Raw genomic sequence first — 24011 nt, forward strand, 5'->3', positions numbered from 1 at the left:
GTACGCTCGGGCGCATGACGGACTCGCTGGACAGCACCAACCCCTCGGCCGCCGCTCCCGCCGACGGCAATCCGGTGGCCCCCGCGCCCGCGGGTGCGCGGTCCGCGGCCGACGTGGTCACCAGGGACCTCGTCGCGGCGCTGACCCGCGGCGTGGTGGGCAGCGGCAAGACCACCAGTCGCTCCCCCTTCACCGGAGACGTGCTGGCCGAGCTGCCCGAGTCCACCCCCGAGGACGTCGCCACCGCTTTCGAGACGGCCCGTGCGGCGCAGCGGCGGTGGGCGGCGCTTCCGGTGCGGCAGCGCGCCGCCGTACTGCTGCGCTTCCACGATCTCGTGCTGGCCCGCCAGTCGGAGGTGCTCGACCTCATCCAGCTGGAGACCGGCAAGGCGCGGCTGCACGCGCACGAGGAGGTGCAGGCGGTCACCGTCGCCGCCCGCCACTACGGCCGCAAGGCCGCCTCCTACCTGCGGCCCAAGCGGCACACAGGGGCGATACCCGCGCTGACGAAGGTCACCGAGCTGCGTCACCCCCGGGGCGTCGTCGGCCAGATCGCGCCCTGGAACTACCCCTTCGAGCTGTCCGTCGGAGACGCGCTGCCGGCCTTCGCCGCCGGCAACGCGGTGGTGATGAAGCCCGACACCCAGACCGCGCTGACCGCGCTGTGGGCCCGCGACCTGATGATCCAGGCGGGATTGCCGGAAGACGTGTGGCAGGTCGTCCTCGGGGAGGGCCCCGTGATCGGCCCCGAGGTCGCCGACCGCGGCGACTACGTCTCCTTCACCGGCTCGACCCGCACGGGGCGCGAGGTCGCCCAGCGCGCCGCGGCCCGCCTGGTGGGCTGCTCGCTGGAGCTGGGAGGCAAGAACGCGATGCTCGTCCTGGACGACGCCGACCTCGACAAGGCGGCGGCGGGCGCGGTGCGCGGCGCCTTCTCCTCCGCCGGGCAGCTGTGCATCTCCATCGAGCGCCTGTACGTCCACGAGTCGGTCGCCGACGCCTTCCTGGAACGCTTCCTGGCCCGGGTGCGGGCCATGCGGCTCGGGACGTCCCTCGCCTACGGCGCCGACATGGGCTCTTTGGTCTCCGAGCGGCAGCTGGAGACGGTACAGCGGCACGTACGGGACGCCGTGGCCAAGGGCGCGAAGGTGCTGGCGGGTGGCAGGCACCGCCCGGACGCCGGCCCGCTGTTCCACGAGCCGACCGTGCTGGAAGGCGTCGAGCAGGACATGTCCGTCTGCGGCGAGGAGACCTTCGGGCCCGTCGTCTCCGTCTACCGCTTCGCCGACGTGGACGAGGCGATCGACCTCGCCAACCGCAGCGCCTACGGCCTCAACTCCTCCGTCTGGAGCGGCAACGGCCGCCGCGCCCGCGAGGTCGCCGCCCGGTTGCGCACCGGCACCGTGAACGTCAACGAGGGCTACGCCTCCGCGTACGGCAGCGCCCAGGCCCCCATGGGCGGCATGGGCGACTCAGGACTCGGCCGCCGCCACGGCTCGGAGGGCATCTTGAAGTACACCGAGCCGCAGACGGTGGCACACCAGCGGGTGCTGCCGATGGCGCCGTCGCTCGGCATGAGCGACGAGGCGTACGCCGCGTTCATGTCGCGCTCCCTCAAGGCGCTCAAGACGCTCCGCTTCCGCTGAGCGACCGCCGCCGTGCCCGGCGGCCCCGCCCCGCCCGTGAAACCGCCGCCGTCCCCACCGGCGGCCGGCCCGCACCGTCACCGCAGAACCGGAGGTACTCGTGTCCCTACCCCACGCTGCCCAAAAGCGGGCGGAAGCAGACCCGTTCGACTACGACGTGCTGGTCGTCGGCTCCGGTTTCGGCGGCTCCGTCACGGCGCTGCGGCTGACCGAGAAGGGCTACCGGGTCTGCGTGCTGGAGGCCGGTCGGCGCTTCTCGCGGGACGAGTTGCCCAAGAACTCCTGGGATGTGAAGAACTTCCTGTGGGCGCCCTCGCTCGGCCTCTACGGCATCCAGCGCATCCACCTGCTCGCCAATGTCATGATCCTGGCAGGAGCCGGGGTCGGCGGCGGATCCCTCAACTACGCCAACACCCTCTACGTGCCCCCCAAGCAGTTCTTCGAGGACCGCCAGTGGGGCCACATCACCGACTGGCAGGCCGAACTCGCGCCCTACTACGACCAGGCCAAGCGCATGCTCGGCGTCCGCCTCAACCCCACCACCACCCCCTCGGACGTCCACCTGAAGGCCGCCGCGGACCGCATGGGCTACGGCGACACCTTCCACCTCGCCCCCGTCGGCGTCTTCTTCGGCGACGGCGAGGACGGCGACGGCACCGCGCGCACCGCCCCCGGCGACCAGGTCCCCGACCCCTACTTCGGCGGCGCGGGCCCCGTACGCACCGCCTGCGTCGAGTGCGGCGAGTGCATGACGGGATGCCGCAGGGGCGCCAAGAACACCCTCAACGAGAACTACCTCCACCTCGCCGAGAAGGCCGGAGCCGAGATCCGCCCCCTCACCACCGTCGTCGGCATCCGCGAGCGCACCCCGGGCACCGACGAGGACGGCTACGAGGTGGCGACGCTGCGCACCGACAGGCGCCGCGCCGCCCCCCGCGTCCTGCGCGCCCGCCGCGTCGTCCTGGCGGCCGGCACCTACGGCACGCAGAAACTGCTGCACCGCGTCAAGGACGCCGGCACACTGCCCCGCCTCTCCCCGCGCCTCGGCGAGCTGACCCGCACCAACTCCGAGGCCCTCGTCGGCGCGCAGACCGTGGCGCGCCGCTACCGCAAGAAGTGGGGCAAGGGCGCGGAGCTCGACTTCACCAAGGGCGTCGCCATCACCTCCTCCGTCCACCCCGACGCCAACACCCACATCGAGCCCGTCCGTTACGGCAAGGGCTCCAACGCGATGAGCGCACTGACCACCCTCCAGGTGCGGCAGAACACCACCCTGCCCGGCGCCCTGGCGCACGTCCTGACCTGCCTGCGGCACCCCGCGCTGTTCGCCCGCTCGCTGTCCGCGCGCAAGTGGTCCGAACGCATCATCATCGGGCTCGTCATGCAGACGCTCGACAACTCGCTGACCACCTACCGCAAGGAGGGCGGCCTCGGCAAGGGCATGCTCACCGCGCGGCAGGGCCACGGCGCCCCCAACCCGGTGCACATCCCCGAGGGCGCCCAGGCGGCGACCGCCCTCGCCGAGGAGATCAACGGCTTCGCCGGCACCAACGTCGGCGAACTGATGGGCACCCCGCTCACCGCCCACTTCCTGGGGGGCTGCCCCATCGGACAGGACGCCGACCACGGCGTCATCGACCCCTACCACCGGCTGCACGGCCACCCCGGCATCTCCGTCGTCGACGGCTCGGCCGTCTCCGCGAACCTCGGCGTCAACCCGTCCCTGACCATCACCGCACAGGCGGAACGCGCCATGTCCTTCTGGCCCAACAAGGGCGAGAGCGACCCGCGTCCCGCCCAGAGCGCCGCCTACCAGCGGTTGGCACCCGTCGCACCGGCGAAGCCCGCGGTACCCGAGAGCGCCTTCGGGGCACTGCGGCTGCCGCTGCTGCCGGTGCCCGAGGTGCCGACGCGGGACGCGCGGACGCCGGACTGAACCCCTCTCGCGGGAGCGCCGGTGCCGGTGCGGCGGTCAGGGCGCCGGCACGACGAAGGGCCCCGTGGCGCCGGCCGGGTGGGTGGCGGCAGCCGCGGGGCCCTCGGACCAGCACCGGCGTCAGGGCAGCGCCCGTGCTGAGAGGCGGCGCCGGGGGGAAGCGCCGCCGGATTGGTCGAACCAATGGCGGAGGTCCGCCACGGCCGACCCGTGGTCGTCGAGTGGTGTGCTCGCTGGGCTCGCTCTCGCATCGTCCTGGATGCGGCTCACCTTCCGCAACCGTTTCGACGGGGCGGGATTCAGGGGGTCTCCCCGGTCAACTGCGGAGCCCGCAGCGCGCTTGTGGCGTCGTCGGAAGACCGCGGAGCGGCCGGCCCAGGGCGTCCCCGGGACCGGCCGCTGTCGTGACCGGGCTGCTGTCCCCTGCCGTCCGGTCACAGCACCGAAGCGAGGTCCCACGACGCCCGGCGTCTCCCCTCCCGGGAAGGACGGACGTCTCATCGCTCCGGTGACGCCGCCCCGCTCGCCGCCGGGCGCCCGGCGGAGATCAGGGACACCGGGATCAACGAAGCCCCTCCGGGCCGGTCACGCGCCGTACGGGTGAGGCCCCCTCGGGGCCCCGCGCCCCCGAAGGGGCGCGGGGAACGGTGCGACAAGCCACAACCCGCCCGCGGACCGCACGCTACGGGCAGTGGCACCCCCTCGCCGGAACAGGATGTGCAGGACAAGTCCCAGTGCCGCGGCACAGCTCTAGTGTCCGCGGCACAGCCGCAACAGCGTCATCGCCAGATCGCGGCCCGCTGAGCCGAGCTCACTGCTGTAGTGGTCGAGGATCTCCATCTCGCGAGCGAGATGGACCCGGCGGCCACCCGACTCGATCCGTACGCGCTGGATCGTCTCCGAGATCTCCATCCGGTCGCGGACCAGCGCCACGATGCGGGCGTCCAGCGCGTCGATACGGGCGCGCTCCGCGGCGATCACCGCCTCGGGGTCGTCCGGAGCGGTCGTCGGGGTCGGTGGGGTGACGGTGCTTGAGCGCATCAACTGCCAGCTCCTCAGCTCGGTGGAGCCCTCGGGCCTCGGCGGCCCGGAAGCCGGCACACAGGCGCCCCGGGCCTTGGCCGGCCCGGGGCGCCTGGGGAAGTCGTGTGTTCTCTTGCTCACACAGAACGTCGACCATGGCAGCCGGCCGGACCGGTGCCATAGGTAAACCACAAAGCGCTCTGCGTAAACACGCGCCCAGTATGTCACGGCCTCCTGCGGCCGTCCGGCCAGGACGGTGGCCGCCGGAGCGGACGGCGGCGCGGCCCGGGGCGCCGCCCGCGGGGTGCCGGAGCCCGCGCGGGGCATGCGGCCGCGAGGGGATCGGTATCATCGAAGGCGCATCCCCTTCACCGCCGAAAGGCATCAGCTTCGTGGCTTCCAACCCGTCCGAGAGCAGCGCCCCGGACACCGTGCTCGTCGTCGACTTCGGCGCGCAGTATGCCCAGCTCATCGCGCGTCGGGTGCGTGAGGCGCGGGTGTACAGCGAGATCGTTCCCTCGACCATGCCGGCCGCCGAGATGCTCGCCAAGAACCCGAAGGCGATCATCCTCTCCGGCGGCCCCTCCTCCGTGTACGCGGAGGGTGCCCCCTCCCTCGACCGCGGCGTCTTCGAGGCGGGTGTCCCGGTTCTCGGCATCTGCTACGGCTTCCAGCTGATGGCGACGACGCTGGGCGGCACCGTCGACAACACGGGCAGCCGCGAGTACGGCGCGACGTCGCTGGCGGTCTCCAGGTCGGGCTCCACGCTGTTCGAGGGCACTCCGGACGAGCAGCAGGTGTGGATGTCGCACGGCGACGCGTGTTCCGCGGCCCCTGAGGGCTTCACCGTCACGGCGTCCACGGATCTCGTGCCCGTGGCGGCGTTCGAGAACGACGAGCGGAAGCTGTACGGCATCCAGCACCACTGCGAGGTGATGCACTCCACGCACGGCCAGCAGGTGCTGGAGCACTTCCTGTACCGGGGCGCGGGGCTGACCCCGTCGTGGACGACGGAGAGCATCGTCGACGAGCAGGTCGAGGCGATCCGGGCGCAGGTCGGCAGCAAGCGCGCGATCTGCGGGCTGTCCGGCGGTGTGGACTCCGCGGTGGCGGCGGCGCTCGTGCAGCGGGCGATCGGCGAGCAGCTCACCTGCGTGTACGTCGACCACGGGCTGATGCGCAAGGGCGAGACCGAGCAGGTCGAGAAGGACTTCGTGGCGGCGACCGGCGTGCAGCTGAAGGTCGTGGACGCGGCGGACCGCTTCTTGGACGCGCTGGCGGGGGTCGCGGATCCGGAGCAGAAGCGCAAGATCATCGGCCGGGAGTTCATCCGCGTGTTCGAGGCCGCGCAGGCCGAGATCGTCGCGGAGGCGCCGAGCGACGAGCCGGTTGCCTTCCTCGTGCAGGGCACCCTCTACCCGGACGTGGTGGAGTCCGGCGGCGGCACGGGCACGGCCAACATCAAGTCGCACCACAACGTGGGCGGACTCCCCGAGGACCTGGAGTTCGACCTGGTGGAGCCGCTGCGCAAGCTGTTCAAGGACGAGGTGCGGCAGGTCGGCCAGGAGCTGGGGCTGCCGGAGGAGATCGTCCAGCGCCAGCCGTTCCCCGGCCCCGGTCTGGGCATCCGGATCGTCGGCGAGGTGACGCGTGAGCGGCTGGACGTGCTGCGGGAGGCGGACGCGATCGCCCGCGAGGAGCTGACGGCCGCCGGTCTCGACCGCCAGATCTGGCAGTGCCCCGTGGTGCTGCTCGCCGAGGTGCGCAGCGTCGGCGTCCAGGGCGACGCCCGTACGTACGGGCATCCGGTGGTGCTGCGCCCGGTCTCGTCCGAGGACGCGATGACGGCCGACTGGTCGCGCCTGCCGTACGACGTGCTGGCCCGCATCTCGACGCGGATCACCAACGAGGTCTCCGAGATCAACCGGGTCACGCTGGATGTCACGAGCAAGCCTCCGGGGACGATCGAGTGGGAGTGAACCTCCCCTGACGGTCCGCCTGCGACCGCCGTGTGCCCCCGTGTTCCGCCCGGAGCACGGGGGCACACGTGTGTGCGGGATGAAAATGCCCCGGCCCCGGGGGCACCTCGACGCGGTGCGGCACGAGGACGTCGGCCGCCCCGAACCGGTCGAAGGCCATGGCGTGCGTGGTGAGTGTCATCGGTTGTTCTCCTCGTGCACCACTGTCACCGCCGGGCGACCGGCGGCGGACCCTCGAAAGGCGCTGCTCTTCCACACGGCGGCCGGCGGGGTCGGCACGCCGGCGCTCCAGCTCGCGGCGGCGCGCGGGATCCGCGTCATCGGCACCGCGAGCGAGCACAACCACGCGTACGTACGGCGGTTGGGCGCCGAGCCGGTCAGCTGCGGGGAGGGGCTGGCCGAGCGGGTGCGGCGGCTGCGATGGCGGAGAGCGAGCGGGCCACGTGCGGGGCAAGGTGGTGCTGGTGGTGGGGTGACGGGGGCGCACGCGTGCGAGGCGGACGGTGTTGCGGGCCTGCTGCTCGATGTAGTAGTTCTTATACATGAGCGAGCAGGTGCACAACAGGCTGGCGGTCGTGCGGGCGGAGCGGAAGGTGTCCCGCCAGTCGCTGGCCACGGCGGTGGGGGCGCACTACCAGACGATCGGCTACATCGAGCGCGGGCAGTACAACCCCAGCCTCGATCTGGCGCTCCGGATCGCCGCCCACTTCCGGCTCCCGGTGGAGGCGCTGTTCTCCCTGGAGCCCTTCCGCCCGCTCACGGACGAGCTGTACGGCCCGGCCGACGGGGCGGGCAGCGCCGACGACACGGGGAGGACGCCGCGATGACCACGCCGCGCTCGAACGCCACGCGCTACGACACGTGGATGCTCAAGACCATGAACGACGGGCGCACCAAGCGCTACCACGCCACCCGGCGCGCACGGCGCCGCATCGTGGTCGCGCACATCGCGGCCACGGCCGTGGCCGTGGCGGGCATGGTGACGCCGCTCGCCGTCTCGTCCCCCTGGCCGCTGGCCGCCCTCGCGGTGGCGGCGCCGGCCTGGATCCCCCTCATGGGACTCCTCAACTCCATGACGCGGGGCCTGCTGGAGCTGCGCCCCCGCGTCCTGGACGAGCGGCAGCTCGCCGAGCGCGGCACGGTGCACGCGCTGGCCTACCGGATCAGCTCCTCGGCGATGGCCGCTGCGCTGCTCGGCTTCTACGCCGCCTGGCTCACCGGCGCCGGCCTCGACGCCCTCGCCGCCCCGCTGGCCACGGCGGGCTTCGGTCTCCTCGTGCTGCACTGGCTGCTGCCGCACTGGATCGCCGCCCTCCGGGTGCAGGACGAACCGGAAGACGACGAGCCCTGGACCGCGCCGGACCCCACCTGACCTGTCCGTCCGCCGACACCTGACCTGACCTGCCCCGTCCGGGCGGCCGTCCGGTGTACGTGCCGCCTGCGTGGTGTGCGCTGTTCGGGTGGACTCGCCGGTCCCGCGCGCCGCGTCACAGGTGACGCGGCGCGCCGGTGCTACGCAGGGGACATGCGATCTGATTGTCATATCTTCACGCGACGGGGTCTGCTGTTCACCGGCCTCGGCGTCGGCACGGCGGCGCTGACGGGTGTCGCTGCCGGAGCGTTCGCATACCACGACTCCGGGCGGAACGGACACGCCGTCGCCGGCGCGAAGCACCCCGCCGACCCGACGCGGCAGGGCGGCGGTGGCGCCGGCGCGGGCAGGCGGCCGGTACGCGGCCTGCCGCACACGGAGCACGCGGAACACGCCGCCTCCGACAGCTACCGGCTGCGCCCGCTCGCCGGAGAGACGTCGATGGGAGCGCCGAGCGCGCACCCGCCCGTGCGCACCCAGGCGGAGATGACGCTCCCCGGAACCCACGGGCGCCGCGTCCTCGCGCTCACGTTCGACGATGGGCCGCACCCCGTCCACACCCCGGCGCTGCTGGAGGTGTTGCGGCGGCACGGTGTGCAGGCCACGTTCTTCGTCGTCGGCGAGAACGCCGCCGTCTTCCCCGAACTGTTGCACGACATCGCCGCCGACGGGCACGTCGTCGCCAACCACTCCTACAGCCACCGCCAGCTGACGCGGCTGCGCACCAAGGACATCGAGAGCGAACTCTCCCGCACCAGCGAACTCATCGACCGCGTGCTCGGCGCCCCGCCCACCTGGTGCCGCGCCCCCTACGGAGACTGGCACGCCCCCTCGCTGAAGATCTGCGCCCGCCTGGGCATGGAGCCGATGGGCTGGTCCCTGGACACCCGCGACTGGTCACGCCCCGGCACGACCACCATCGTGCGCGCCGTCCTCGACAAGGCCACCCCCGGCGCCATCGTCCTCCAGCACGACGGCGGCGGCCGCCGCGACCAGACCGTCCAGGCCGTCGACCGCTACCTGCCCGTACTGCTGGAGCAGGGCTACACCTGCGTACGCCCAGAGGCGTGAGCACCGCGCCCCGGGGAGAGACGCGACAAGGTCCCGCGGAACCGTGCCGCGGGGCCTCGTCTGCGTGGTGATCGCCTACCGGATGGCCTTGATCAGCTCTCCGTCCGGGGTGTCACCGCTCAGCTCCCACAGGAAGGTGCCGCCCAGCTTGTGGTGCTTGGCCCAGTCGACCTTGCCGTGCAGGGTCTCCGGGGTGTCGTAGCTCCACCACTGGTCGCCGCAGTGCGCGTAGGCGGTGCCCCCGACCTTGCCGGTGGCGGGGCAGCGGGTCTTGAGCACCTCGTAGTCCTCGATGCCCTGCTCGTAGGTGCCGGGCGCCGGGCCCGTCGCCGTTCCGCCGGGCTCCGACTGCGTCACCCCGCTCCAGCCGCGGCCGTAGAAGCCGAGCCCCATCAGTACCTTGTCCCTGGGCACTCCGCTCATGACGAGCCTCGCGATGGCCGCCGCGGTGCTGAACGACTCCTTGGGGATGCCGTTGTAGTCGTCCAGCGGCGAGTGCGGTGCCGTGGGCCCCTGCTGGTCGAAGGCGCCGAAGTAGTCGTAGGTCATCGGCAGGTACCAGTCGACGTACTGCGCGGCCGACTTGTAGTCGGCGGCCTGCATCTTCCCGTCCTTGGAGGCGTCCCCGGTGATGGCCGCGGTCACCAGCTTGTCGCCGAACTTGCCACGCAGCGACTTCATCAGGTTGGTGAACGCGTCACGGCCGCTGGTGTCGCAACCGAGACCGCAGGCGTTGGGGTACTCCCAGTCGATGTCGATGCCGTCGAAGAGGCCCTTCCACCGCGGGTCGTTGACCAGGTTGAAGCAGGACTCGGCGAAGGCGTCCGGGTTCTTGGCCGCCTCGGTGAAGCCCTTGGACCAGCTCCAGCCGCCGAAGGACCACAGCACCTTCAGGTTCGGGTGCTTCTTCTTGAGCTTCAGCAGCTGGTTGAAGTTGCCGCGCAGCGGCTGGTCCCAGGTGTCGGCCTGGCCGTCGACGCTCTGCTCGGCGGTGTAGGCCTTCTCGTGGTCGGCGTAGCTGTCACCCACGGTGCACTTGCCGCCCTGGACGTTGCCGAAGGCGTAGTTGATGTGGGTCAGCTTGTCCGCCGAGCCGGAGGTCTCAATATTCTTTACATGGTAATTGCGCTGGTAGACGCCCCAGTTGGTGAAGTAGCCGACGGTTTTTCCTGCTGCCGACGAGTCCGCGGCAGCGGCCAGGTCCGGCCGCTTGCCGTCGTCGCCTGACGTGGTGTTGACGGTGATCAGGGTCACGGCCACGGCCGCCGCGCACAGCGCGGCTATCACGGCGAAGAGGCCGCGGCGGGATCCCCGGTCGTCTGAGAAGTCCTGTCTGCTGTCAGATCCGAACATGGTCACCTCGCGTAGGGGGTGCGGAAAGGTGCCCGTCGTCCGCTCGCGCGGACGGAGCAGGACTGGAGCAGTCCAGCAACGTTCGGAACACTCTCAGCACCGCAGGCACCGCCCCCAGACACGGGCGGACCCACGGTTCGGTTCACTCCACCGCCGCGAGCAGGTCTTCTCCCGCGGCGCGCCCTACACCAGCCGCCGCGCCGTCGCCCACCGGGTCAGCTCGTGGCGGTTGGACAGCTGGAGTTTCCGCAGCACCGCCGAGACGTGGGACTCGACCGTCTTGACGGAGATGAACAGCTGCTTGCCCACCTCCTTGTAGGCGTAGCCGCGGGCGATCAGCCGCAGGACCTCGCGTTCGCGCTGGGTGAGGCGGTCCATGTCCTCGTCGACCGGCGGGGCGTCGGTGGAGGCGAAGGCGTCCAGGACGAAGCCGGCCAGCCGCGGGGAGAAGACCGCGTCGCCGTCCGCGACGCGGAAGATGGCGCCGACCAGGTCACCGCCCGTGATGGTCTTGGTGACGTAGCCGCGCGCGCCACCGCGGATGACGCCGATGACGTCCTCGGCGGCGTCGGAGACCGACAGCGCGAGGAAACGGACGGGCTGGTCAGGATCGCCCATCAGCGGCGCGCAGCGGCGCAGCACCTCGACCCCGCCGCCACCGGGCAGGTGGACGTCGAGCAGGACCACGTCGGGGCGGGTGGCCTCGATGACCGTCATCGCCTGGTCGACGTCGCCCGCCTCACCCACGACGTCGACACCCGTCTCGTCGGTGCGGCCGATCTCCGCCTGCACGCCCGCGCGGAACATGCGGTGGTCGTCCACGAGGACGACCCGGACCCGCCGGTCCCCTCCGGCGTCCGCGCCCTGCTCCTCGCCCGCCGCACCCGTCTCGTTCGGTCCGTCCGTCACGACTCCGCCGCCCTCTCCATCTCCAACTCGACCTCGGTCCCCTCGCCCGGTGCGGTGCGCAGCCGTGCCGTGCCGCCGTTGCGGCGCATCCGGCCGATGATGGACTCGCGTACGCCCATCCTGTCCGATGGCACGGTGTCCGGGTCGAAGCCCGGACCGCGGTCCCGTACGGAGATGAAGACGGTACGCCCCTCCACCTCGGCGAAGACCTGCACGGCGCCGCCCTCGCCACCGTACTTGGCGGCGTTGACCATCGCCTCGCGCGCGGCCTGGAGCTGCGCGCCCAGCGCCTCGTCGAGAGGGCAGTCGCCGACGCAGACGACCTCGACGGGGACCCCGTGGTGGTCCTCGACCTCGGCGGCCGTGGCCTTGACCCCCTCGGCCAGCGTCGTGGGCTCGTCCTCCTCCTCGACGGGCCGCGTCCTGCCGGCCGCGTCCGTGGGCTTGTACAGCCAGGCGCGCAGCTCGCGTTCCTGGGCGCGGGCCAGGCGGGCGACCTCGCGGGGCTTGTCGGCGTTGCGCTGGATGAGGGTGAGCGTGTGCAGCACGGAGTCGTGGACGTGCGCGGCGACCTCGGCCCGCTCCTGGGCGCGGATACGCATCAGCCGTTCCTCGGAGAGGTCCTGCACCATGCGCACCAGATAAGGGCCCGCCATCAGGGCGATGCCGACCAGCACCGCCAGCGCCGCCTGAAGCACGGAGCCCAGATGGCTGACCGAGCCCTGCACGACCACGATGCCGGTCACCCCGACGGCGACCAGCGCGACCCCCGCGGCGCTGCGGGCCAGCGGCAGCAGCCTGGCGCGCCGCCCGACCTCGACCCAGTGGGCGCGGCGGGAGTTGTCGGCCTGCCGCCACACCAGGGCGACGCCGATCCCGATGAGGACGACCGGCCACAGGTAGGTGTTGGCCGCGCCGAACTGGAGGTTGTCCGCGGTGACGAAAATGGCGACGACCAGCGCCAGTACGGCGATGAACTGGCCCTTGTCCGGCTTGTGGAACAGCCGGCGGCGCAGCCCGCGCCGGTCGGTGACCGCCTCCGTCAGGCCCGCCGCACCGGTGCGGTGCCCCGCGCCGACCCCGCCGGTGCCGAGCGGGACGACGAACCAGAACGCCGCGTACAGCAGCACCCCGAGCCCGTTGGCGAGGGCGAGCGCGATGAAGACGATCCGCACCCAGGAGACCGGCAGCGCCAGATGCCCCGCGAGACCGCGCGCCACGCCGCCCAGCATCCGCCCCTCCGCGCTGCGGTAGAGCTTGCGCTGCGGCGGCTCTTCGGCGGACGGGTCCGCGGACGCGGGCCCCTGCGAGGGCGCGTCCACGGTCGGAGAGGCGGGCGCTGTCATGCTCCGATCGTCACACGCCCGGCGCGCCGGGACATCAGGGTCGACCCCTGAGGCTCCCCCGAGGCGGCCTGGGAACGGCGCACGGGGCGCTCTCGCCGATCTCAGGGATCGCTCCGGGTAGGGCCCCGATGCCAGGCCGCGCCCGGGGCGCCACCATAGGCGTATGAGCGAGGACGAGCAGCGCGGGGAACGCGTCCCGGAGGAACCGGACGACGCGGACCGCACGCGGCGCGGAACCGGAGAGGAGGGGACGCGCTCCGGTGGGGGGGCGCGCGAGGGTGCGGGGACGCGCGCGGGCGCGGGGCCGCCGTCCGGCGCGGGAACGTCCTCAGGTACGGGGGCGCCCTCAGGTACGGGTGCGTCGTCGTGGGGGGCGCACAATCCGCCGCCCCGGGCGCCGCAGGACAGCCGGCTGCGGCGCAGCCGTGCGCACAAGGTCGCCGGGGGCGTCTGCGGCGGCCTGGGACGGTACTTCGACCTCGATCCGGTGATCTTCCGGGTTCCGCTGGCCGTGCTGTCCGTCGTCGGCGGGTTCGGCCTCATCTTCTACGGGTTCGCCTGGCTGCTCATCCCCGCCGAGGGGGAGTCGCAGAACGAGGGGCGGCGGCTGCTGTCCGGACGGGTGGAAGGCTCCTCGCTCTCCGCGGTCCTGGTCGCTCTCGTCGGCTGCGGCCTCTTCCTCGCCTCCCTCGGCGGCCGCAGCGTGCCCTTCTCCGTCCTGCTGATCGGCACCGTGGCCGGGGCGGCGTACTGGTCGCGGCACCGGCGGCAGGCCGAGGCCGCGCGCGGAGAGGGGGCGCGGGTCGACCCGGCCATGGCGCACGCCGTCGCCGACGCGCCGCCCGAGACGCAGGCCCCTCCCGTCGCCGTACCCGCCTCCTGGTGGCGGGAGCCGCTCACCAAGGACGGAAGCGAGGCGGGCACCGCGTCCACCAGCCCGTGGAGCCGCGCGGGCGCGGCCACCGGCTACCTGTGGGGCCCCGAGTCGGCCCGTCCGCACGCGGCGCCGCCGAGCGCCCACGCGCGGGGCGGCGGGCCGTTCGGGGTGCCGGTCCCCGCGGGAGCCAACGGGGGCGGCCCGCCCGCGCGGCAGGGCGCGGGCGGCGGCTCGCTCGGCGGACTCACCTTCCTGCTGGCGCTGGTCGCGGGCGGCGTGTCCGCCGCCGCCACCTGGGAAGGGCGCCCGCTGGCCACGATCCTCGTCATCGGCTTGAGCAGCGCACTGGCGGTCTTCGGCCTCGGCCTGGGCGTCAGCGCGTTCGTCGGCCGTACGGGGCCTGGAACCCTCTTCTGCCTCGTACTGACGGCGGGTCTGCTGGCGGGCGCGGCGGCGCTGCCGAAGGACATCTCGACGCACGTACGGGATACCCGCTGGGTGCCCGCCGGGGCGCAGCAGGTCGAACCGCGCTACGCGCTGGGAAGCGGAGCGGGTGAACTCGACCTGACCGAGGCGGGGCTGAAGGCGGGCCAGACAGTACGCAGCGGCGTGCGGATCGGCGCCGGGGAGGCGAAGGTGGTGGTGCCCCGGAACGCGGTGGTCAAGCTGCGTACGGATGTCGGAATGGGGGAGACGGTCTTCCCCCGGTCCCTGGACGGGGACGGGAACGTCGTCTCCGACAGCTCGGGCGGCCTCGGCACGACCCGCAGAATCACCCTGCGCCCCTTCGACGGCGCGCGGCCGGAGGGGACGGTCGAGTTGGACATGAGCGTCGGCCTCGGCCGCGTCGAGATCGTCCGGGAACTGCCCTCGGGCGAGCGCTCCGACCGCCAGCAGCCGCCCGGCGAGCCCGCTCCGGGCGGCACGGCTCCCGGAGACACGCCGGGCGACACGGGCCCCGGCGCCGTCGGTCCGGGCGAGCACGCGGGGGCGGGCGCTCACCGGGAGCCCCGTCACTCCGGGCAGGAGGCGACCCGATGAGGCACCGCTTCGAGCCCTCCCGGCTGCTGCTCGGCCTCGTCATGATCGTCATGGCGGTGCTGTACCTGCTGGACGCGGCGGGGAAGGTGCAGATGCCGTTCTGGGCGCTGCTGCTCGCGCTCCCCGCCGCCTTCCTCCTGGCCGGCTGCGTCACCCTGCTGACGTTCCTGCTGCGCCGCGCGCGGGGGCGGCGGGACCCCGGGACGTGAGCGCGGGGCCCGGCGCGGTTCGGTGCCCGGACCGGTCCCGGCACGGTCCCGGTCCTGGCCTCGGTCTCTCGGGTCCCGGTCTCAGCCGAAGATCTGCTGCCCCTTGCGCCGTCGCCGTACCGCCAGCAGTGCGTCCAGCGACACCAGCGGGGCACCGGCCAGCAGCAGCGGCAGCCACGCCATCAGGTACGGCAGGTCGTTGCCGTAGTAGTACGGCTCGCTCGACCAGCTGACCGTCAGCCACAGGCACAGGGACAGCAACGCCCCACCGGCCGCCGCGACCCGCGCCCACAGGCCGCACAGCGTGCCGCAACCCACCGCGATCTCCGCCACGGAGAGGGCCGTTGCGAAGCCCTGCGGACTCTGCTGGGCCAGGTCGACCAGCCAGGGCGCCGCGGCCGTCTCGTGCGCGGCCCGCAGTGTGCCGGCGAACGAGCCCGGCCCGCTTCCGGTCAGGAAACCGCCGTCGGTCAGTTTGTGGATGCCCGCGTACAGAAAGGTGATGCCGAGGAAGAGCCGCAGCGGCAGCAGCGCGTACCGCGCCGCGAGCCCCCGTACCCCGACGGGCGCGCCCGCCACCGGTCCCGGAAAAGCATGGACGGTCTTGGCCCCCTCGTCTGTCCCGCCTCCGCCCGGACCTGTCACAGACATCCCACGGCTCCCGCCCTTCCGCAAACGCGTTCGGTGTGGCCGCGATTCTTCCCACACGCCCTGGCCACCTGGCAAGTGCGCGAGCGGAGGGACGGCGGCGTGCGACGCCGGGGTCGGGAGTGGGGTGCCGGGGTGGGCGCCCGGGGCGCTACTCCACCACGTCGATCGGATAGCGGTTCGTCTCGGCACCGGCCGCCGTCACCACCTGCACCTCCACGCGCCCCGGTTCGACCTCCACGGGAACGGGCACCGTCAGCGCCGTGTCGGCGGGGCTGGCGAAACCGCCACGCACGGGGATGAGCGGGGCGTGCACATGGACGGTACCGATGCGCACCACCATGCGGGAGAGCCGGTCGGGCTCTGTGGCCCCCACCGGGACGAAGCCCGTGCCGCGGATCTCGATGTCGTCCCCCGTCCTGATCGGCGCGTGCAGGTCGCCCACCTCGCGCGCACGCACCACCGACAGCACCACGGGACGGCTGCTCTCGGCGTACTTGCCCGCCAGGTACGTCACGGTCGAGACGACGACCAGGAGCGCCAGCCCCCACGGCAGGTCGGGCAACCGGTCCGGCTGCCCGGCCAACCGGACGGCGGCGAAGACCACGGCGGCCGCGCTGACCAGCACGTACTGCACATCGGAGAACGCGCCACGGCCCGCGTCGTCCGTGAGCAGGTCAGCGGCGCGCGGACGGTCGGCCCGCACCTTCTGCAACCGCCTGCCCTGTACCCGTACGGTCACCGTCCGGCGCACCACGACGGCGACCGCGCACGTCAGGGCCACGACCGTGACCATCCCCGCACCCCGCGCAAGACCGAGCCCCGCCAGCAGGTCACCGCGCGCCCCCGCGTCCGGGGCCGCCGCCAGTTCGACGGCCAGGACCAGCACGGCGAAGACGGACAGCAGCACCCAGGCGGCGGCCACCGTACGTGAGGTGGACAGCCGGTTGTCCTCACCGAGGACAGGCGCCAGCACCCCGCCGCGTGCCCGGTGCAGCCACGCGGCCGTCGACAGCAGGACGGCCGAGACCAGCGCCGCCACCAGACCGGCCGTTCGGCCCACCGACCAGCCGTCGGCCAGAGCGGTCAGCAACTGCACCAGCAGCAGCACACCGACCGCCGCCCACACGGCGAGGACGGTGCGCCGCCACAGCCGCGCCACCCACGCCTCACCCTCCGCACGCCTCCGGTCGGCCACCTCACGCGCAGCCCGGGTCAACTCGTCGGACACCCACTGGCGCGAGGCCCCCGCCGAGTGCGCGAGACCGACCGGCACGCCCTCACCGTCAGCCAACTCGTCCCGCCGCCGCACGAACGCCTCCACCGCCCTGCGGTGCTCATGGCGAGCACTGCTCGGACAGTTCTCGCACTGGCAGGGCGCGGCGGAGGAATCGGTGGCGCGGGAGGTACGACCCGCCTCGGGCCGCGCCCCCGTCTGGGACCACGCCGACTCCGGGCCCGCCCGGTGCGGCCTCCCGGCGCCGCCCAGCGGCAGCTCCACCCGAGGAGGCCGCCGCCGACCGGCACCTGAACCTGTGTCCGTGCCTGCGCCTGTCGTGCCGGTGCCGGTGCCCGTCGCGCTTGTGCTCGCCGCTGTGGCCGTGCCCTCCGGCCGTGCGGCCGGCTCCTGACGCGGGGCGCGGTCAGCGGGCCGTGCTTCGCTGCGGCGCGCCTGTGCGCTGCGCGCCTCTGCGGGGCGTGCCTCCGGGGGACGGGTTCCAGGGGAACGGGTCTCAGGAGAAGGCGCCTTCGGGGGGCGCGTGTCGGTCGGGCTCGCGCCGGTCGCCGCCGGGCGTGCGGCGGAGGGTGACGTGTGTGGGCCGGGTGCCGCTGGGCGGGCGCCGGAAGGCGTCTCGCGCGGGCCGGATGCCGTCGGGCGGGCGTCGGGAGGGGCCTTGCGTGTGCCCGTGCCCGGAGTCGCCTGGCGGGTGCCGGGTGCCGTCGGGCGCGTGCGGGGGGCTGCCGGGTCGGGCGAGCCCGAACGCCCCGCCGATCGCGCGGGGTTCTCGCCGCCCCTGGCGCCGGGAACCCGGGACCCCTCCGGGCTCCGGCCGGCACCGTGACCCCCCTCACGAGTACCGGGGGCGTCACCGTCGTTCGCCTCGCGTGCGGCGCCCGGCTGACGGGTGGTGCCCGCCTCGCGTGTGGCGTCCGTGGTGCTGCGGGGCGCCCGGTCCGCAGCGCCGGGCTGCGCACCGGCGCCTGGGTCCCGGCCCTCCTCCGCGCGCCGCTGCTTCGCCCCGGCGCTCCCCGCGCCACGCGTGTCTCCGGCGGTCGGACTCGTTGCGGAGTCGGCGGGTGGGCGCCGGGCGTCGTCGTCGGTGCGCTGGGCGGCGCCGTCGGGGCCGTCCTCGTCGTCGTCCGGGCCCTTCGAGCCGTCCCGAGCCGTGTCCACGGCCACTGTGCAACCCCGCCTCTCAACTTCCATGTGATGCAAGGGGATTGTGCCTCACCTCGGCGGTGGACGGCTTCTGCGGCCGTCCGCGGCCCGGGTGATCCTGCTGGAGAGAGGTTGATAGCCGCGCCCAGCGGTGCTCGTACGGATGAGCGGCGGTCAACCGCCGGTTGACGTCGCACCGCTGGGCCGGACCGCGCCGGCGAAGGGCATCTGGTCGATCGGGGCCACGCGCACCGACGTACCGGGGCGCGGCGCGTGGATCATGCGGCCGCCGCCGATGTAGAGGCCGACGTGGCTGACGTTGTCGTAGAAGAAGACCAGATCGCCCGGCGCGAGCCGGGAGCGGGTCACGCGGGTGCCCGCGTGGATCTGGCTGTAGGTCGTACGCGGCAGCGAGACGCCCGCGGCCTTCCACGCCGCCTGGGTCAGCCCTGAACAGTCGTACCCCGACGGGCCGGTGCCGCCCCACACGTACGGCTTGCCGAGGGCGCGGTGGGCGAAGGCGACCGCGCGGGCGGAGCGCCCGGCCGTCGCGGCACCGGCGGGGTGGCGTGCCGGCGAGGCGTCGCTCTTTTTGGTGACCCCGGCGCCGTTCCCCGTCCCGCCCGCGCGGCCGCCCCGTCCGGATTCTGTCGCGGACGGGCTTGCTTTCCGGCCGCCGTCCGTGGGGGACGGGTCCGCGGGTTCGCCGAGGACGTCGGCGCGCTGTTGCGCCGTGAGGGTGTCGAGGAGCCGCTGTGCGGCGCGCAGCTTGCGCTGGACGGCGGACTTGTGGCCGCGTGCCGCCTCGGCCGAGCGGTCCAGCTCGTCCGAGGCGCCTGCCGCCTCCTTCCGCAGCTGTGCCAGATGCCGGGTGCGTGCCGCGGTGCGGCGCAGGGTTGTCGCCCTGCGGTCCGCGACCCGTTCGGCCAGCGCGGCGTGCTCCAGGTAGGCGGACGGGGTGGCGGAGAGAGCGAGCCGGAGGGTGGGGGAGACGCCGCTGCCCTCGCGGTACTGCTGGGCGGCGTACCCCCCGAGTGCGGCGCGGGCGGTGTTGAGCCCGGCCTGTGTGCGGGCGGCCTCGTCGCGCAGCGATTCCAGTTCCTCGCGTGCGGCCTCCGCCTTGCCGTGGGCGCCGTTGTACGCCTCGGTGGCGCTCTCGGCCTCCCGGTGGAGCCGGTCGACCTTCGCCTTGACGTCGGCCTTGTCCGCGGGAGATTCGTCGGAGGGAGCCTTGCCGGCGGGGGCGCGGTCGGCGGACTCCCTGTCGGCGGGGGCTTGGCCTGCGGGAGCCTTGTCGGCGTGGGCGGTGCCGCCGAGGGAGGTCGCGCCCGCGATACCGGCGAGGGTGAGGGTGAGGGCCGCGCGGGCGGCCGTGAGCGGTCGGGGTCGGGGAGGGGGTTTGCGGTGCGAGGCCATGGGGGCCGTCACTTCCTCATCGGGTGTCACTGAGGTCACATCTGGCCCGGCTGCCGGGGTGGCCGCGCCGACCGGCGGGGCGCGGCCACCTGGCGAGGACGCTATGTGCGGACCCCGCTGCCGGGCACGGGAATGACCGCAAGTGATCTTTATCGGCCCAAGCTGCCCTTCTCTGTCCGGTAAGGGCCGCCGGGCGCACGGTGCCGGGCGCATATGCGCGGAGCCGACCGAAGCCGTGTCGGCCTCGACGGCGAAGGTGGGGGTGTGCTAAGAGCGCCTGAAACGCCCGGATACGCTCACCGGCATGGACGTACTCATCAATGTCTTCGTCGGCCTGCACGTCATCGGCATCGCCGCGCTCCTGGGCGGTTTCTTCACGCAGATGAAGGCGATGGGCAAGGGTGAGGCCCGTATAGGCGCCGGAATGCTCCACGGGGCGCTGACCATGCTGGTCACCGGCGTCGCCCTGATCGGCCTGCACCAGGCCGACGACAGCCCGGTGAACAACATCAAGATGGGCGTCAAGCTCGCCCTGCTCGTCGTGATCCTCGGCATCACCTACGTCAAGCGTGACGACGAGCGCGTGAGCACCCCGCTGTTCGGCGCGGTCGGCCTGCTGACGATGGTCAACATCTTCATCGCCGTCCTGTGGGTGTGACCCTCCCGCCCGTCCGCGGGGCCCGTGGGTGTGCCACGGCTGCGGGCGCTACCCGTCCGTGGGCGCCCGTGGAGGTGACCCGGAGCGCTCGGGGCCGGGTTTTCCACAGGGCGTGAGGTGTGTCGGTGTGTCGGCCTAGACTCGTACGACGATGAGCAGCCTCTTCGACGACAGCTTCCTGGCGGACCTCGACGGCACGAGCCCCGAGGCGGACGCGCCGCCCCCGCCCGAGGACCCCGAGACCCCCGGACCGCACGGGCACCAGGGCCCGGAGGAGGAGATCCCCGAGGATCTCTTCCACGGCACCTTCGCAGGCCCGGGCGCGGCCGCGGGGCGTGACGCCTACCACCGTGACGGCGCGCCCCGCTCCGTCGTCGACCCCGCCGCGCTCCTGGAGGGGATGAACGAGCAGCAGCGCGAGGCCGTGCTGCACGCCGGTTCCCCGCTGCTCATCGTCGCGGGCGCCGGCTCGGGCAAGACGCGGGTGCTCACCCACCGCATCGCCTACCTGCTGGGCGCCCGGAACGTTCACCCGGGCCAGATCCTCGCCATCACCTTCACCAACAAGGCCGCGGGCGAGATGAAGGAGCGCGTCGCCGATCTGGTGGGGCCCCGCGCCCAGTCGATGTGGGTGTCCACCTTCCACAGCGCGTGCGTGCGCATCCTGCGCCGGGAGAGCAAGAAGCTGGGCTTCACCTCGTCGTTCTCGATCTACGACGCGGCCGACTCCAAGCGCCTGATGGCCCTGGTCTGCCGCGATCTGGACCTGGATCCGAAGCGGTTCCCGCCCAAGGCGTTCAGCGCGAAGGTCTCCAACCTCAAGAACGAGCTGATCGACGCGGAGGACTTCGCCGGGCAGGCCGGGGGCACCTCCCGGACGGAGTCTGGGGGAGGGTTCGAGAAGACCCTCGCCGAGGCGTACACGATGTACCAGGCGCGGCTTCGCGAGGCCAACGCGCTGGACTTCGACGACCTGATCATGACGACGGTGCACCTGCTCCAGGCGTTCCCCGACGTCGCCGAGTACTACCGCCGCCGCTTCCGCCACGTCCTCGTCGACGAGTACCAGGACACCAACCACGCGCAGTACCAGCTGGTGCGCGAGCTCGTCGGCCCCGCCGAGGAGCAGGCGGAGCTGTGCGTGGTCGGCGACGCCGACCAGTCGATCTACGCCTTCCGCGGCGCCACCATCCGCAACATCCTCCAGTTCGAGGAGGACTACCCGGACGCGACGACGATCCTGCTGGAGCAGAACTACCGCTCCACGCAGACGATCCTGTCCGCGGCGAACGCCGTCATCGAACGCAACGCCGACCGCCGTCCCAAGAACCTGTGGACCAGGGCGGGCACGGGCCCCCGCATCACCGGGTACGTCGCCGACACCGAGCATGACGAAGCCCAGTTCGTCGCCGAGGAGATCGACCGCCTCGCGGACGGGGAGGCGGCGGACGGCGAGCCGGCCCGTGAGAAGGTCCGCGCGGGGGACATCGCCGTCTTCTACCGCACCAACGCCCAGTCCCGTGTCTTCGAAGAGATCTTCATCCGCGTCGGTCTGCCCTACAAGGTCGTCGGCGGCGTGCGCTTCTACGAGCGCCGGGAGGTCCGCGACATCCTGGCGTACCTGCGGGTGCTGGCCAACCCGGAGGACGCGGTGCCGCTGCGCCGCATCCTCAACGTACCCAAGCGCGGCATCGGGGAGCGCGCCGAGGCCATGATCGAGGCGTTGGCCCTCCGCGAGAAGATCACCTTCCCGCAGGCGCTCGTCCGCGTCGACGAGGCGTACGGCATGGCGGCACGCTCGGCCAACGCCGTCAAGCGCTTCAACGTCCTCATGGAGGAGCTGCGCACCGTCGTGGAGTCCGGGGCCGGGCCTGCCACGGTGCTGGAGGCGGTGCTGGAACAGACGGGGTATCTCGCCGAGCTCCAGTCCTCCACCGACCCCCAGGACGAGACCCGCGTCGAGAACCTCCAGGAGCTCGCCGCCGTCGCCCTGGAGTTCGAGCAGGAGCGGGGTGAGGAGGAGTCCGCGGGCACTCTCGCCGACTTCCTCGAACAGGTCGCCCTCGTCGCCGACTCCGACCAGATCCCGGAGGAGGGCGACGAGGAGGGCGTCGTCACGCTCATGACCCTGCACACCGCGAAGGGCTTGGAGTTCCCCGTCGTCTTCCTGACCGGCATGGAGGACGGCGTGTTCCCGCACATGCGCGCCCTGGGTCAGGTCAAGGAGCTCGAAGAGGAGCGCAGGCTCGCCTACGTCGGCATCACGCGCGCCCAGGAACGGCTGTACCTCACCCGTGCCACCCTGCGCAGCGCCTGGGGCCAGCCCTCCTACAACCCGCCCTCCCGCTTCCTGGAGGAGATCCCGGGGGAGCACCTCGACTGGAAGCGGACGGGTGCGGGCAGCGGGACCGCCGGGGCTCCGTCGGGCATCGCCGCCTCCCTGTCCTCGTCCGCCGGCGCCTCGTCCCGGCGCGGGGGCCCGTCCGGCTTCGCCACGCGGCGGACGTCGGACCGGCCGGTGGTCTCCCTCCAGGTCGGGGACCGCGTCACCCACGACAGCTTCGGCCTGGGCACCGTCCAGGCCGTCAAGGGCAGCGGTGACAACGCCGAGGCCACCATCGACTTCGGCGGCGAGAAGCCCAAGCGGTTGCTGCTGCGGTACGCGCCGGTGGAGAAGCTGTAGCCCCGTTCACCGGAAGGTCTTGCGGCCCCGGGCGCCTCCGGCGGAGGACTCCGCGGCCGCGGGGCGTCTTCGGATGAAGGTGCCCGCGCGTGCCGCGTGGTAGGTCGCGTCGGCCGTCCGCCGCGCCACCCCGGGCTCCAGCGGCTGGCGGCTGATCAACAGCCGGTAGTAGATCGGCGCGCTCACTGCCTCGACGACGGCGAGGACGTCGGTGCCCGGAGGGATCTCCCCTCGGGCGGCGGCGTGCCGGACCATGCCGGACACCTGGCGGGTACGCGCGGCGAAGAAGTCCCGCACCGTCCGCTCACCCTCGGGATGCGCGGTGGCCGCGGCGACCATGCGGAACAGGGTGTTGCGGTGCTGCGCGGACGTGTACAGGGTCAGTATGCCCTCGGCCAGGCGGCGGAGATCCTCGCGCAGGCTGCCGGTGTCGGGGATGCGGATCTCCCCGGCGATGTGGTCGAACAGGTCGAGGACCACCCCGTGCACCGAGCCCCAGCGCCGGCGGATCGTCGAGGGGTGCACCCCGGCTCGGGCAGCCAGCCCTTCGACGGTCAGCTCCGCGTACTGCCCGGCCCCCAACTTCTCCAGCGCAGCGTCGAGTACCGCGGTCCGGGTGCGGGCCGTCCTGCCGCCCGGCCGTATTGATCCGTGAGCCTGCTGCTGTGTCATGCCCTCCTCCGCGGCCGCCCGGCACCAGACGCTGAAGCTGTTGCCCGCGCCCCCGCCACTGGCCTCCGCACCCGCCGCCGTCCTCCCGCGCCCGTCCTTCCGTACCGGGCCGCATGCCGGGCCGCATGCTAGTCTCCCTCGCGGCTAATGCGTCAAGTCGCGCATTAGCAGGGGTGGGTGGGTCCGGGCGAGTGCCCCGGATGACGCGGCAGCCGCACCCGATCCGGCAGTGCGAAAGGAGACGCTGTCATGCGGAGGAAGTGGGGCCCCGCCGCCCTGGTGCTGGCCGCCGGACTGCTGGCCGGATGCGGAGGATCCGCCGGAGACGAGGGCTCCGACAAGGCGGAGCCCAGCAGAGCGGAGTCCGGCAAGACGGAGTCCGGTGCGTCGGAGTCCGGTGCGTCGGAGTCGGGAAAGTCGGGGTCCGGGGAGGCGGGGTCGGGGGAGTCCGGCAAGACGGAGCCCGGTAAGTCCGCGGGGCTGGACGGCACCTGGCGGGTGGGCAACCGGGGAAGCCCCCTCAGTACGCTGAAGATCAACGGGACGAAGGCCGAGACGACCGGCAAGCCGACCTGCCCCGGCGAGATCGACGCCCCGAAGGGCGAGAAGCCGCGCATCGCGCTGCGCTGCGCCAAGCCTCTCGACGGCCGCGAGAAGGGCACCGTCGAGATCAAGCCGGACGGGTCGAAGCTGAACATCAGCTGGGACGGCCCCGAGTGGGGCGGCTACATCGATGTCTTCAGCCGTAGCTGAACCGATGGGCGCGGGCCCGGGACCGCCATGGGGGCGGGT

The 24011-nt window shown here is 73.0% G+C and carries 19 protein-coding genes; 11 read left to right on the forward strand and 8 right to left on the reverse strand.

The genetic code is table 11. The features are described 5' to 3' along the window. The first annotated feature begins 14 nt into the window (after positions 1-14). Positions 15-1646, forward strand: a complete 1632-nt coding sequence (locus tag DQ392_RS11270) for a succinic semialdehyde dehydrogenase (protein ID WP_114015415.1) — start codon at positions 15-17, stop codon at positions 1644-1646. Between the two features lie 100 nt (positions 1647-1746). Beyond that, positions 1747-3582: a GMC oxidoreductase gene (locus DQ392_RS11275; protein WP_114015416.1), complete on the forward strand. Its 1836-nt coding sequence runs from the start codon at positions 1747-1749 to the stop codon at positions 3580-3582. Positions 3583-4332: 750 nt separating this feature from the next. Here the strand turns inward: DQ392_RS11275 and DQ392_RS11280 are convergent. Next, entirely contained in the window at positions 4333-4623 is a 291-nt protein-coding gene (locus DQ392_RS11280) for a chorismate mutase (protein ID WP_114015417.1), read from the reverse strand. A 374-nt stretch (positions 4624-4997) separates the two neighbouring features. Here DQ392_RS11280 and guaA point away from each other — a divergent pair, with 374 nt between their 5' ends. The 4 genes from guaA to DQ392_RS11300 all read left to right on the forward strand — a co-directional run bounded on the left by guaA (position 4998) and on the right by DQ392_RS11300 (position 9027). Then, complete coding sequence (gene guaA, locus DQ392_RS11285; RefSeq protein ID WP_114015418.1) at positions 4998-6584, forward strand: glutamine-hydrolyzing GMP synthase; 1587 nt, start codon at positions 4998-5000, stop codon at positions 6582-6584. Positions 6585-7126: 542 nt separating this feature from the next. Beyond that, positions 7127-7411 carry a helix-turn-helix transcriptional regulator gene (locus DQ392_RS11295; protein WP_114015419.1) on the forward strand — a complete coding sequence of 95 codons (285 nt, stop codon included), beginning with the start codon at positions 7127-7129 and terminating at the stop codon, positions 7409-7411. After that, positions 7408-7956 (forward strand): hypothetical protein, encoded by a 549-nt coding sequence (locus DQ392_RS34430; RefSeq protein ID WP_181856380.1) that lies wholly within the window; start codon positions 7408-7410, stop codon positions 7954-7956. Before DQ392_RS11295 ends, DQ392_RS34430 begins: the two co-directional genes overlap by 4 nt. Positions 7957-8109: 153 nt before the next feature. Then, a complete protein-coding gene (locus tag DQ392_RS11300) occupies positions 8110-9027 on the forward strand; it encodes a polysaccharide deacetylase family protein (RefSeq protein WP_114015420.1) in 918 nt (305 codons plus the stop codon). Positions 9028-9102: 75 nt separating this feature from the next. Here DQ392_RS11300 and DQ392_RS11305 read toward each other — a convergent pair whose 3' ends face one another. The 3 genes from DQ392_RS11305 to DQ392_RS11315 all read right to left on the reverse strand — a co-directional run bounded on the left by DQ392_RS11305 (position 9103) and on the right by DQ392_RS11315 (position 12635). Further along, entirely contained in the window at positions 9103-10380 is a 1278-nt protein-coding gene (locus DQ392_RS11305) for a glycoside hydrolase family 18 protein (RefSeq protein ID WP_114015421.1), read from the reverse strand. Positions 10381-10563: 183 nt separating this feature from the next. Then, a complete protein-coding gene (locus tag DQ392_RS11310; RefSeq protein WP_114015422.1) occupies positions 10564-11289 on the reverse strand; it encodes a LuxR C-terminal-related transcriptional regulator in 726 nt (241 codons plus the stop codon). Beyond that, the gene (locus DQ392_RS11315; RefSeq protein ID WP_114015423.1) at positions 11286-12635 is read right to left on the reverse strand and encodes an ATP-binding protein; all 1350 of its coding nucleotides are present in this window, start codon (positions 12633-12635) and stop codon (positions 11286-11288) included. Before DQ392_RS11315 ends, DQ392_RS11310 begins: the two co-directional genes overlap by 4 nt. Before the next feature lie 163 nt (positions 12636-12798). On the opposite strand from DQ392_RS11315, the gene DQ392_RS35805 reads away from it, so the two are divergent. Together DQ392_RS35805 and DQ392_RS11325 are read left to right on the forward strand one after the other, a co-directional pair. Then, entirely contained in the window at positions 12799-14553 is a 1755-nt protein-coding gene (locus DQ392_RS35805; RefSeq protein WP_114015424.1) for a PspC domain-containing protein, read from the forward strand. Further along, entirely contained in the window at positions 14550-14762 is a 213-nt protein-coding gene (locus DQ392_RS11325; RefSeq protein WP_114015425.1) for a hypothetical protein, read from the forward strand. The genes DQ392_RS35805 and DQ392_RS11325 overlap by 4 nt, the downstream gene beginning before the upstream one ends. An 81-nt stretch (positions 14763-14843) precedes the next feature. Here DQ392_RS11325 and DQ392_RS11330 read toward each other — a convergent pair whose 3' ends face one another. The 3 genes from DQ392_RS11330 to DQ392_RS11340 form a co-directional block, all read right to left on the reverse strand. Next, positions 14844-15413 carry a DoxX family protein gene (locus tag DQ392_RS11330; protein ID WP_114015426.1) on the reverse strand — a complete coding sequence of 190 codons (570 nt, stop codon included), beginning with the start codon at positions 15411-15413 and terminating at the stop codon, positions 14844-14846. Positions 15414-15561: 148 nt separating this feature from the next. After that, complete coding sequence (locus DQ392_RS11335; RefSeq protein ID WP_114015427.1) at positions 15562-16734, reverse strand: hypothetical protein; 1173 nt, start codon at positions 16732-16734, stop codon at positions 15562-15564. A 1230-nt stretch (positions 16735-17964) separates the two neighbouring features. Next, positions 17965-19206: a C40 family peptidase gene (locus tag DQ392_RS11340; RefSeq protein WP_114015428.1), complete on the reverse strand. Its 1242-nt coding sequence runs from the start codon at positions 19204-19206 to the stop codon at positions 17965-17967. A gap of 304 nt (positions 19207-19510) precedes the next feature. Between DQ392_RS11340 and DQ392_RS11345 the strand changes: the two genes are divergently transcribed. Next, a complete protein-coding gene (locus DQ392_RS11345) occupies positions 19511-19864 on the forward strand; it encodes a hypothetical protein (RefSeq protein WP_114015429.1) in 354 nt (117 codons plus the stop codon). A 151-nt stretch (positions 19865-20015) separates the two neighbouring features. Next, positions 20016-22547, forward strand: coding sequence for a DNA helicase PcrA (gene pcrA / locus DQ392_RS11350; RefSeq protein WP_114015430.1), 2532 nt, complete (start codon positions 20016-20018; stop codon positions 22545-22547). Positions 22548-22553: 6 nt separating this feature from the next. Here the strand turns inward: pcrA and DQ392_RS11355 are convergent, their stop codons facing one another. Further along, positions 22554-23219, reverse strand: a complete 666-nt coding sequence (locus DQ392_RS11355) for a TetR-like C-terminal domain-containing protein (protein ID WP_114015431.1) — start codon at positions 23217-23219, stop codon at positions 22554-22556. A gap of 249 nt (positions 23220-23468) precedes the next feature. Between DQ392_RS11355 and DQ392_RS11360 the strand changes: the two genes are divergently transcribed. Beyond that, complete coding sequence (locus tag DQ392_RS11360; RefSeq protein ID WP_114015432.1) at positions 23469-23972, forward strand: hypothetical protein; 504 nt, start codon at positions 23469-23471, stop codon at positions 23970-23972. The last annotated feature ends 39 nt before the right edge of the window (positions 23973-24011 follow it).

The organism is Streptomyces reniochalinae (assembly GCF_003323735.1).
Taxonomy (GTDB): Bacteria; Actinomycetota; Actinomycetes; order Streptomycetales; family Streptomycetaceae; genus Streptomyces; species Streptomyces reniochalinae.